This is a genomic window from Undibacterium sp. TJN25, assembly GCF_049339885.1.
Lineage (GTDB): Bacteria > Pseudomonadota > Gammaproteobacteria > Burkholderiales > Burkholderiaceae_D > Undibacterium.
Map to the genome: position 1 here is coordinate 537,305 of NZ_JBMPPM010000001.1, position 11,747 is coordinate 549,051.

Here is an 11,747-nt window from a genome sequence, read left to right on the forward strand (position 1 = left end):
CACAAATTAAGCACAAAAGTGCATCTTTATCTATTCCACCAGTAGAAAAATCATTATAATTCTGGGTTAGGAAACTTTCGTAGGGGCCGACATTCCTTTTTGGAATCAGGCCCTCGAATAAACCTATAGAGCGATAATTACCGGTAATTATTCATCGCAAAATTTTGATCTTATTTTTTGATCTATTTATTGAAAGTATAAACATGAAAAAATCACTCTTGCTCGTTTCCCTGTTGGCAATCGCTTTGGCTGCTTGCGGCAAAAAAGAAGAAGCTCCAGCACCAGCACCAGCAGCTTCCGCAGTAGCTCCTACACCAGCACCAGCAGCTGCTCCAGCTTCTGATGCAGCAGCTCCAGCTTCCGATGCAGCAGCAACACCTGCATCCCCAGCAGCTGACGCAGCGGCAGCTTCTGCTTCCAAGTAATTTTTTTATTGCTTGAAAAAGCCGACTCTTGGGTCGGCTTTTTTTATGTGCGCAAAGCTTTGCGCGGCAACACATTCCTGACACCGCACCCACTTCTTTTCCTACAGCATCTTCCAGCCGAATCCCTGGTGCTGGCAGGCAATCTCGGCAGCAATCAACTCCCCTTGCAGCACGTGGGCCATCCGCTGCTCCACTAGTTCGGCACGGTTATTCTGCTGGCTCAAATGCGCGGCAATGACCAGCTTCAGCCTGGACCTGTCCACTTCCCTCAATATTTCTTCAGCAACCGCGTTTGACAAATGCCCATGCGGCCCGGCGATACGCTGCTTCAGAGAATAAGGATAGCTGGAGTTGGCCAGCATGTCGCTGTCGTGGTTCCACTCCAGTACCAGCGCGTCACAGGCGGCCAGCGCGGATAATATCCGTTCGGTTTTATGGCCCACATCGGTCAGCACGCCAAGCTTGCAACGTTCGCTGCTGATGCAATATTGCAGGGGTTCACGCGCATCGTGCGGCACCGTATAAGGATGCACCGTCAGGCCGGCAATCTGGAAAGGTTCGTCATCACGGCAGAAGCGGACATCCACGCCATCGCTGTCGGCGCGGGCAGCCTGGTAGGTGCCATAGCTCAGCCAGACCGGCGTGTCGTAGCGGCGGGCAAATTTGAAAACACCTCGGATATGGTCGCCATGTTCGTGCGTCACGATAATGCCGGCCACCTCTCCCGGCAGCACTTCCAGACGGGCAAGCCGCCTCTCGGCTTCTTTCACGCTAAAGCCGCAATCAAGCATGACGATGCGGCGCTGCTGCTCTGCCGCTGCGGGTGAAACCAGTAGCGAATTGCCTTCGCTGCCGCTGCCGAGACTTGCAAATTTCAAAGGATGGACCGCTAGAATAAAAACTGAAAAGATAAGACTGAAAAACGGAGAAACTGGCGCGGACCAGAACGGTCCGCGCCGGAGGACTAGTTTACTTCAATTGCTCGCTGATCAGTTGCAGGATTTTCTCTGCAGTGGCTGAAGAGTCAGGTTTGCCGTCGTTGTTCTGCACAGTAACCCGGCTGGTATCGCCGGCTGCATCCTTGATGAATACGCGGTATTTCAGCGTAGTATTGTTCTTGTCGCCGGAACCCCACCACGAGGTCAGCTTGGAGAAGAAGCCTTCGCTTGCGCCCTTGGTCTTGGCATCGATATCCTGGTCGATATAACGCACAAAATACAGGCCTTTGGAACGATCCCTGTCTTCCACTGTGAAGCCTACGCGATCCAGCGCCAGGCCCACACGGCGCCATGAGCGGTCAAAGCCTTCATCCACTTCCACATAGTTGCCGGCGGCATCCTTCACCAGCTTGGCGCGCGCCTTGACGACGGTCGGCGAGTTGACGGCCGCTTTTGCACGCTCTGTGTCGGAACCCAGGCGCACCATCAGGCGCGACAGGAATTCAGCTTCCAGACCAGGATCGTTAGGACGAGGCGTCCACACTGTCTGGTCCTTCTGCGAACCGGTCAGGACTTCCTCGGCGCCACGGTGGCTGATGTAGATATCCACATCGCCGTTAGGAGCGCGTTCGATACGGGTGCGGAATTTATCCCGGGTCCCGGTCGAATAAAGGGAATCCAGCACCTTGCCCAGCGTATTGCGGATGATGTCCTGAGGGATCTTGGCGCGATCTTCCGCCCAGTCGGTTTCCATAACGCCGGTTTCCTGCGATTCGCTGCTGATCAGGAAACCCAGCTCCTGCCAGAAATCCTTGATCTGCGGCCACAGCACTTCCGGCGACTGCTTGACGACCAGCCAGCGCTGGGTGCCTTCGCGTTCGATATGCATGTCCTGCACCTGCGTAGGCGCAACGGCAGCGGCGCCGGCTGGCACTGCGCCGGGCTTCTTGCTGGCGGCCTGCTGCAGGTTGAATGTGGATGCTGTTGCACTACCCTGGTTTTCCGGAAGCGCAAAGCGGCTGTCGCGGCGAATTTGCGTCAAATCAGGGGGGACCTCCAGGGAAGTGGTTGGCGCCTTGCTAGCACTTTTATAGTCGATACGGTCTGGATCGAGAAGATTGCTGATGGAACTACAGCCAGTCAGGCCGGCCAGAGCCAATACCCCAATAATTCCATTTTTAGCAACAAAGCTTTTTGCCATGTGAAAGTCCCTACGAATTGTTATAAATCAAAACGACTGATAATGGTTTGCAAAATGGCCAGGCATCTCATGCCAGGCCGGGCGCCGCCACGGATATCACAGGGTGTCGAGTTACCCTATAGCACCGTTTCAAAGCCGCTATTGTAATACACCCGACTCGCGCAATGCTGCGCGCACTGTTTCATGATAAGGCGCCGCCAGCGGCACCAGCGGCAGGCGGATGCCTGACGGAATCAGGCCCATCTCTTCCATTGCCCATTTGACAGGCAGGGGATTAGGCTCAACAAACAGCTTGTTATGCAATGGAAGCATGCGGTTGTTGATCGCGATCGCAGTAGCGGTATCGCCGCGCATTGCCGCTACGCACAGTTCGTGCATGGCGCGCGGCGCGACGTTGGCGGTTACCGAGATATTGCCCTTGCCGCCGCAGAACATCAGCGCCATCGCAGTCGGATCGTCGCCGGAATAGACGGCGAAGGAAGACGGCGCCTGGCGGATCAGGTCGGTATTGCGGCCGATATTGCCGGTCGCTTCCTTGATGCCGATGATGCCGGGAACCTGCGCCAGGCGCAGCACGGTTTCATTCGCCATATCGGCCACGGTGCGGCCGGGAACGTTATACAGGATGACCGGCAGGTCGACCGACTCTGCAATCTTCTTGAAGTGCTGGTACATGCCCTCTTGCGTAGGGCGATTGTAGTAAGGAACCACCTGCAGCGAAGCATCGGCGCCGATTTCCTTCGCGTAGGTGGTCAGCGCAATCGCTTCAGCAGTGGAATTGCCGCCGGAACCGGCGATGATGGGAATACGCTTGTTTGTATGCTCTACGGCAACACGTATCAGTTCGCGGTGTTCTTCTACCGACACGGTAGGCGATTCGCCGGTGGTGCCGACGATGACAATACCATCCGTACCCTCCGCGATGTGCCAATCTATCAGTTTGCGCAGGCAAGGCAAATCAAGGCTGCCGTCGGCGTGCATGGGGGTCACAATAGCAACCAGACTTCCCTGGATCATAGTCATGTTAGTGCGGAAAAAAGTAAAACCTTGATTGTAGCGGATAGCAAGCCCGCTTGGGAGTTATTACCTTGGAATCAGCTGCCAAAATGCGGGCAGGCAGCCTATAGCCGGTCATCAGCGCTGCCTGATGCTGCCCTGCGGGCGCAAATGCGCTGCACCATCGCCGGCTTGGGATGCGCGGCATAGCCCTGCTCATACGACACGATATGCATGCCGACGCCGGGATTGGACTGCATCTGCCGCAGCAACTCTGCGTCCGCCAGCAGAAAATCCGGGTTTGCCGGCCGCCCGAAAGCTGCATTGCCGACGGCAAAAGTTTCGTAGATCAGCACGCCGCCCGCTTGCAGGCTGTTCAGCATCGAAGGAAACAAGGGACGGTGCAGATAATTGGTCACCACGACCGCAGCCAGACTTTGTGCCTCAAAAGGCCAGTCAAAGCCTTGCGGGCCGCTTTCCAGGTCCAGGTGAAGGGTAGCAATGCCCTGTGCGGCGAGTGCCGCCAACGAGTCTGTATCGCGGTCCACGGCCAGAACATCCAGGCCTGCCGCATGCAGCAGGCGGCTATGCCGTCCGGCGCCGCACGCAAGGTCCAGCACCCGGCCGCCGGCAGGGATGAGGCCGGCAAAACGCCGCACCCACGCAGATGCCGGACTATCCGCGACAGAGTTGATCATGTGTTCGTTCATCGATGAGCTCAACTGTAGCTCAGCCCCATCGCCTCGCGCACGTCACGCATGGTTTCCTGCGCGAGCTTGCGGGCTTTTTCGCAGCCGTCTGCAATGATCGCCCGCACCAGCGAAGGGTCGTCCAGATATTGCTGCGCGCGCTCGCGCATGGGTTCCTGCTCTTTCAGGATACCGTCGATGACGGGCTGTTTGCATTCCAGGCAGCCTATGCCGGCAGAACGGCAGCCATTGGCTACCCACTCGCGTGTTGCGTCATCCGAATACACCTGGTGAAGCTGCCATACCGGGCACCTGCCGGGATCGCCAGCGTCGGTGCGGCGCACCCGAGCGGGGTCGGTGGGCATAGTGCGAATCTTCTTGACCAGAACATCCTTTTCTTCGCGCAGGGCAATTGAATTGCCATAACTCTTGGACATCTTCTGCCCGTCCAGCCCCGTCAGACGGGAGGACTCTGTCAGACGCACCTGCGGCTCCACCAGGATCAGCTTGCGGCTACCCTCCAGGTAGCCGAACAGGCGCTCGCGGTCTATCATGCTCAGGTTCTGGATATCGTCCAGCATGGCCTTGGCCTGCTCCAGCGCCTCTGCCTTGCCCTGCTCCTGGTATTCGCTGCGCAACTCCGCATACAGCTTGGCGCGCTTGCTGCCGAGCTTCTTTACCGCGGCCTGGGCCTTCTGCTCGAAGCCCTTTTCCTTGCCGTACAGGTGGTTGAAGCGGCGCGCCAGCTCCCGCATCATTTCTATGTGCGGCACCTGGTCGTCGCCTACCGGCACCATGCTGGCGCGGTAGATCAGCACGTCCGCTGCCTGCAGCAAGGGATAGCCGAGGAAACCGTAGGTGGACAGGTCCCGGTCAGCCAGTTTTTCCTGCTGATCCTTATAGGTAGGCACCCTCTCCAGCCAGCCCAATGGCGTCGCCATTGACATCAGCAGGTGCAGCTCTGCATGTTCAGGAACCTTGGACTGGATGAACAATGTGGCCTGCGATGGATCCACGCCTGCGGCCAGCCAGTCCACCAGCATATCCCAGGTACTGGTTTCGATAATGCTGGGGTCGTCGTAATGCGTGGTCAGCGCGTGCCAGTCGGCTACGAAGAACAGGCAAGGCAGTTCCGATTGCATCGTCACCCAGTTTTTCAGGGCGCCGTGATAGTGGCCGAGATGCATCGCCCCCGTGGGGCGCATACCAGAAACAACACGGTCAGGATACATAGTAGGAAATCAGCTCAGAATAAGAGTCAGAGGATAAGCCATCAAATTCAATAACACATTTGCAATTCCCATGACTGGATACATCCAGAACTGCAATGCGTGGATCATTACCAGCCCCATCACGATGAAAAAGCCGTAGGGTTCAATCTGGGCAAATTTGTAGGCGTATTTATAAGGTAACAGGCTGATCAGGATTCGTCCACCATCGAGTGGCGGAATCGGGAACAAGTTAAACGCCAGCATCACCAGATTGGTCAGCACCCCTGCTTGCGCCATGCGCATGAAAAAATCTTCACTCAGGCCGGACACACGCAGCAACATTCCAAACACTATCCATAAAAACGCCATGATGAAATTGGCGCCCGGGCCCGCCAACGCCACCCAGGCCATGTCTCTTTTAGGCTTGCGCAGGTTGCCGAAATTAACAGGAACCGGCTTGGCATAACCGAACAGGAAATTACCCCCGGTGGCCAGATAAAGCACAGCCGGGATCACGATGGTTCCCATCGGATCGATGTGGTTGATGGGATTAAGTGTCATGCGGCCTTGCTGATAGGCCGTCAAATCGCCAAAATATTTGGCCGCAAAAGCATGCGCCGCTTCATGCAAGGTAATGGCGAAGATGACAGGCAGCGCGTATACGGCCACCGTTTGTATGAGTTCATTCATGCGAAGTTTTTATCAGAGGAGACAATGGGGCCTGAACGGCCTGGAAGCAGTGGCGCGCAGCAGAGTTTTGTTAAAGGAAAATGGCAAACAGAAATCACCGGGCAAGAATCATAAACCAAACAGCGAGGCATCGCCCCGCCCTTGCCGTATCAGCTGCGGCATGTCGTCGGTCATGTCGATGACGGTCGTGGGCACCAGGCTGCAGGCGCCGCCGTCGATGACCAGCTCGACTGTCTTTTCCAGCTTTTCGCGGATAGCCTCCGGATCGGTCTGAATCTCCTCGTCGTCCGGCAAGATCAGTGTGGTGCCAAGCAGAGGCTGGCCCAGTTCGTCCAGCAAGGCATGGGTGATGCAGTTTTCGGGCACACGCAGGCCGATGGTCTTGCGCGAAGGATGGCTGAGGCGGCGCGGCACTTCCTTGGTCGCCTCCAGTATTACCGTGTAGGGACCCGGGGTTGCAGCCTTCAGCATGCGGTACTGGCGGTTGTCCACCTTCGCATACAGCGCGATCTCGGACAAATCACGGCATAGCAGGGTCAGGTGATGTTTGTCGTCCACGCCGCGGATACGGCGCAAGCGGGTAACGGCATCCTTGTCATCCAGCTGGCATACCAGCGCATAGCAAGAATCCGTCGGCACCGCTACGATGCCGCCGCTCTTGATGATCTGCACCGCCTGCTTGATCAGGCGCAGCTGCGGATTATCGGGATGGATCTGGAAATATTGCGTCATTGTCGCATCAAAATAAGGGGCGGCAGGCTCGCTGCCGCAATCAGTCCGGTAAGTTCAGTTTTTACTTCATGTTTTGCAATGCGGCGATACGCTGCTGCATCGGAGGGTGGCTGGAAAACAGTTCGCTGAAGCCAGGCTTGTCGTTGATGCCCGCCGCAGCCATGGATTTGGGCAGCTCGCCCGGCTCCATGCCACCCAGACGCGCCAGCGCATTGATCATCGGCCTGCCGCTGCCCAGCAGCACAGCAGAGCCAGCGTCGGCGCGGAATTCTCGCTGGCGCGAAAACCATGCGACGATCAGCGAAGCCAGCAGGCCAAAAATGATTTCGCAGACGAATACCGTCACCATATAGCCTATGCCCGGGCGGTTGTCATTGCTGTTATTGCGAAAAACAGCCTTGTCGATCGCATACCCGACCACGCGCGCCAGGAAGACGACAAACGTATTCAGCACACCCTGGATCAAGGTCATCGTCACCATGTCGCCGTTGGCGATATGCGCAATCTCATGACCCAATACCGCTTCCACTTCTTCTTTCGTCATGCTTTCCAGCAGGCCGGTGGAGACCGCAACCAGTGCCGAATTGCGGAAGGCACCGGTGGCAAATGCATTCGGTTCACCGTTATAGACCGCAACTTCCGGCATGCCTATCTTTGCCCGCTCCGCCAGCATCCTGACGGTATTGACCAGCCATAGTTCGGTTGAAGAGGCAGGCGCATCGATCACCTGCGCACCTGTCGACCATTTCGCCATCGGCTTGCTGATCAGCAATGAAAAGATCGCACCGGTGAAGCCCACTACCAGTGAAAAAACCATCAGCGAACCCAGTTGCAGGCCATTGGCATTCAGGTAGCGGTTGACGCCCAGCAATGACAATACCACCGACATGACCAGCATGACGGCAAGGTTGGTTGCAACAAAGAGAAAAATACGCTTCATAGATATATCCCCAGTCCCAGCATCAAAGTTGAGTAAAACCTTACTGAATTTGGGGATATTGTAGAAAAAAACAAGACGCCGCGCTTGAGATATTGAAACGCGTCAGCGAAATCACGTGCCCACGACCGACCCAGCCTCCGACCGCAGTCGGACTTGCATCAGACCTGCGCCAGCTCAGGCCAGGCTTCCCATACCGGTTTCAGCATAGGCGCCAATGCCGGCAGCTTACCCAGGTCCACGACGGAATCGTGCGGGCCGTGGAAATCCGAACCGCGGGAAGACAGGAAGCCGTAGCGCGTGGCAACCCTGGAATATTCGGAATACTGGTCTACCGTATGGCTGCCCGTCACCACTTCTATGCCAGCCCCGCCCAGCGCCTTGAATTCGCGGAACAGCGCATCGAATGCCACAGGGCTGAACTCATAGCGACCCGGATGCGCAATCACGGCGGTGCCGCCTGCCCTGCTTATCCAGCCTACGGCTTCGGCCAGCGTCGCCCAGCGATGCGGCACAAAACCCGGCTTGCCGTCACCAAGGTAACGTTTGAAAACTTCATTGATGTCCGCGCATTCGCCGGTCTCGACGATGTAGCGGGCGAAATGGGAGCGGGAAATCAGGTCGGGATTGCCGACATATTTCAACGCGCCTTCATAGGCGCCTTCTATGCCAACCTTGGCCAGTTCCGCCGCCATGTCGCGCGCGCGCAATTCACGGCCGGAGCGTGTTGCCTCCAGGCCCTGTACCAGTTCGGGATAGGTTTCATCGAAATTCAAGCCGACGATGTGGATGGTCCGCCCGGCCCAGGTCACCGAAATTTCAACGCCGGTGATATAGCGCATGCCGAGCGCATTCGCAGCGGCCCTGGCTTCAGGGATGCCGCGTATTTCATCGTGATCTGTCAGCGCCCATACATCCACCCCATTTTTCTTCGCCCTCGCCGCCACTTCGGCAGGCGCCAGCACACCATCGGAAATGGTGGAATGGCAATGCAGGTCTACGTTCAATGGTCGGGCAAACATGGTACGGGTTCAGGAAGTGAAAGAACTATTGTACTCCGCCTCACGTGTTTGTGTTGCGCCGCACATGATATCGGGCAAGTTTAATGCACTAAAAGCGCTGTTTTTTGCAGAGAGGAAAAGACAAAATTACAAACACTTGATGCATCGTTAACGCCGGCAGCATCATTACTCGCAAAGTCGCCGATCATTGGCAGGTAATGGCAGGCAATGCCGGGCATCCACGCACAAGGCATGGATGCCCGGACATGCAGCCTTATATCTTCATTTCCAGCCTGACGGTCCACGTGGTATAGGTCTTGGCGACCGTGTTGTCCACGTGGTTGATGCCGCCGGTGGTCACAAAGCTGCCGGTGAGGTAGTCGTTTGCCTGAAGGTTGTTGGCGGCGATGCGGAGTTGCGTCGTCGGGCTGAATTTCCACAAACCGTACAGGTCGATCTGACGCTTGATGCCGATGCTGTTCAGCTGCGTTTCAGTGGTCTGCACCGCGTAGGCCGGCGTCCAGTTGTAATTGCCGCCCAAGGTCAGCGGTAATTGCGCGAGACGGTAATCAAGCCCGAAATTGGCGGTTTCCTTGGGTTGCTGGTCCAGGCGGTTGTTCGGCCCCTGTATGCCGTCCACGCTGGACCAGAAGCGGCTGTAGTTGCTGCGCAGGTCAATCGCCGGGCCTTCAGGCAGGAATTCCTGCAGCTGGAATTTGGCTTCCAGTTCCACGCCCTTGGTAATGGCATGCCCGATGTTGACCGGTGAGGACACCCAGCGCGGGCCGGTCACCGTGTCTGTCAGCACCGTATTGCGGCGTATCAGGTCGTTGATGTCGCGCACAAAAAAGTTCGCGCTCATGATGCCGGCATTGGTCAGGTAATGTTCGTACGCCAGATCCAGCCCTTTAGACAGCTCGGGCTTCAGGAAAGGGTTGCCGGTGCGGTCGGGCTTGGTCGGGCCGTTCAGCAGAGAAATCGACGGCACCGCGATCAGGTCGTTCAATGCGGGCGCGCGATAGGCATGGGTTACGCTCAGGCGTATCTGGTCTTTCTTCTCGCCGGGGATGCGCCATACTCCGTGCAATACCGGGCTCCACACACTGCTGGTGTTGTCGATGGGACCGGTGGAAATCGTGCTTTTGGTGCGTATGCCCTCCCAGCGCAGGCCGGCATAGGCAGAAAATTCCGCATTGATGTCGAACTCATCCTGAACGAACGCGGCGAAGCGACGGGTGCTGGCGGTCAGGTTGTCGCCGGAGTCGGCAAATTGCGGCACCCCCTTGTCATCGACCGTCACCTTGGTTTCATTGCGCTTGCCGGTTTCTATATCCACGCCCGCAGCCAGCGTATGGCCATCGCCCATTGGCTTGGTGTACTTGCCGCCGGTATTGAGCGTGGTGTCCTTGGTGGTCGCGGTGTCGGTGATGCTTTTCAGGAAGCCGCCGTCAGTGCCATATTCGCTGCGCAGCGAATTGGTGTCTATCTTGCCGGAACCGCCGCCGAACTTGATGTTCAGCTTGCCGTTGTCGTCGAACTTGTGCTGCCAGGTGCCGAAGCCGCGTAGGAAGGTCGTTTCCGAGTGGCCGACCGAGGTCGCCAGCGCATATTCCTGTATCTCGCCTATCTGGTCCAGCTTGCTGCTGCCTCTTGAATCGCTGCGGGAATTGGTCACCAACGGCTGGAATGCCAGCGTATCGCCGTTTTCAAACCGGTAGTTGAAGCGGGGCGTCAGCTGCAAGCCTCTCGATTCGCGGCTGGTGAGGTCATGCTGGTGCTGCACCATTTCACCCTGCGCATTGGTTTCATCGGTGTCGGTGGTTACGTCATCGTGCTGGCGGTTTTTTGACACGGATGCAGTCAGTGCATACGACAGGTCGCCGAGCTGGCCCGGATAGGTAATCGACAGGTTAGGCGCACTGCGCCCCTGCTCCATGCTTTCAGAGACGCGGATGTCGGTGGTTTTTTGGCGGTAATCTTCGCGCAGCACGATGTTGATCGTGCCGGCGATTGCCTGTGTGCTGTACTCCGCAACCGGGCCTCGGATGATCTCGATGCGCTCGACCTGGTCGGGCGACAGGGAATCCATTGAGAAGCCGCGCGGCGCGCGTTCGCCGTTCAGCAGTATCTGCGTGTAGCCGTTGCCCATGCCGCGCATGCGGATGTCGCCGCCACGGCCGGGGCGGCCGCCCACCGTCACGCCGGGGAGCCGTTTCAGTATCTCGCCTATCGTGCTGTCGCCGTTCCGATCCAGTTCTTCGCGGCCATAGATCATCTTGGCGGCAGTGGACATGCGGCGCTGGTCCATGTCGGACTGGCGGCTGCCGTCGATGACGACGTCCTGGGCTTTATCGTTGGCGGGTTGGCCATCCTTGCGTGCTTGCGCAAGTGCCTTGGCCGGCACGGGCGTAGGCGTAGATTTATCGGCGGGTTTGCTGGCTTTCTGGCTGGCGGGATCGCTGGGCGCTATCACGGGCTCATCTGCATGAGCTAGAGAAGTTGCGCCGACAAATGCGAGTGTTGCGACAGGAAGAAACTTACTCATGTTGTAAAGCCGATTTCCATAAATAATAATAGTTTGGCAAACCCAATGTAATTGAGAATCAAAATCATTTGGGACAGCCTGATATTCTATTTTTAAACGCCGGGACTTGCCAGCTTAAACACACGCCTTTTGTATTTAATTGAAACAGTCACAAGTGCCGGAGTGACCCTAAGCGGAGCTTCTTGCATGGCGCGAGTACATGACAGCGAGTGCAAACATTCATAACACATTGATTTTTAACAACTTTAATAAAATGAAAGCCGCTTATCTAGCCGCTTTTTAATTGTTAAGGGCAATCTTTACAATTGTTGTTTGCGCATCCGCTTTTAACTGCAGCAAGGGTAATCAACAATCGGGCCAGAACGACGGACATAAAAAAAGC

Annotated in this window: 11 protein-coding genes; 1 reads left to right on the top strand and 10 read right to left on the bottom strand. The window is 56.8% G+C overall.

Going from position 1 to position 11,747, the window contains the following annotated elements:
* Positions 1-203: 203 nt before the first annotated feature.
* Positions 204-425, top strand: coding sequence for a hypothetical protein (locus ACO0LO_RS02405; RefSeq protein ID WP_422962818.1), 222 nt, complete (start codon positions 204-206; stop codon positions 423-425).
* A 101-nt stretch (positions 426-526) separates the two neighbouring features.
* Here the strand turns inward: ACO0LO_RS02405 and ACO0LO_RS02410 are convergent, their stop codons facing one another.
* The 10 genes from ACO0LO_RS02410 to ACO0LO_RS02455 form a co-directional block, all read right to left on the bottom strand.
* Positions 527-1,303: an MBL fold metallo-hydrolase gene (locus ACO0LO_RS02410; protein WP_422962588.1), complete on the bottom strand. Its 777-nt coding sequence runs from the start codon at positions 1,301-1,303 to the stop codon at positions 527-529.
* A 91-nt stretch (positions 1,304-1,394) separates the two neighbouring features.
* Complete coding sequence (bamC, locus tag ACO0LO_RS02415; RefSeq protein ID WP_422962589.1) at positions 1,395-2,564, bottom strand: outer membrane protein assembly factor BamC; 1,170 nt, start codon at positions 2,562-2,564, stop codon at positions 1,395-1,397.
* A gap of 138 nt (positions 2,565-2,702) precedes the next feature.
* Complete coding sequence (gene dapA, locus ACO0LO_RS02420; protein ID WP_422962819.1) at positions 2,703-3,581, bottom strand: 4-hydroxy-tetrahydrodipicolinate synthase; 879 nt, start codon at positions 3,579-3,581, stop codon at positions 2,703-2,705.
* Positions 3,582-3,685: 104 nt separating this feature from the next.
* The gene (locus ACO0LO_RS02425) at positions 3,686-4,258 is read right to left on the bottom strand and encodes a class I SAM-dependent methyltransferase (protein WP_422962590.1); all 573 of its coding nucleotides are present in this window, start codon (positions 4,256-4,258) and stop codon (positions 3,686-3,688) included.
* 20 nt (positions 4,259-4,278) lie between these two features.
* Entirely contained in the window at positions 4,279-5,481 is a 1,203-nt protein-coding gene (locus ACO0LO_RS02430) for a tryptophan--tRNA ligase (protein ID WP_422962591.1), read from the bottom strand.
* A gap of 9 nt (positions 5,482-5,490) precedes the next feature.
* Entirely contained in the window at positions 5,491-6,150 is a 660-nt protein-coding gene (locus ACO0LO_RS02435) for a site-2 protease family protein (RefSeq protein ID WP_422962592.1), read from the bottom strand.
* Positions 6,151-6,258: 108 nt separating this feature from the next.
* Positions 6,259-6,882 (bottom strand): L-threonylcarbamoyladenylate synthase, encoded by a 624-nt coding sequence (locus ACO0LO_RS02440; RefSeq protein ID WP_422962593.1) that lies wholly within the window; start codon positions 6,880-6,882, stop codon positions 6,259-6,261.
* Positions 6,883-6,943: 61 nt separating this feature from the next.
* Entirely contained in the window at positions 6,944-7,822 is an 879-nt protein-coding gene (gene htpX / locus ACO0LO_RS02445) for a protease HtpX (RefSeq protein WP_422962594.1), read from the bottom strand.
* Between the two features lie 158 nt (positions 7,823-7,980).
* Positions 7,981-8,841, bottom strand: a complete 861-nt coding sequence (locus ACO0LO_RS02450; RefSeq protein ID WP_422962595.1) for a 3',5'-nucleoside bisphosphate phosphatase — start codon at positions 8,839-8,841, stop codon at positions 7,981-7,983.
* Positions 8,842-9,094: 253 nt separating this feature from the next.
* On the bottom strand, positions 9,095-11,293 hold the full coding sequence (locus ACO0LO_RS02455) for a TonB-dependent receptor plug domain-containing protein (RefSeq protein ID WP_422962596.1): 2,199 nt from the start codon (positions 11,291-11,293) through the stop codon (positions 9,095-9,097).
* Between the last annotated feature and the right edge of the window lie 454 nt (positions 11,294-11,747).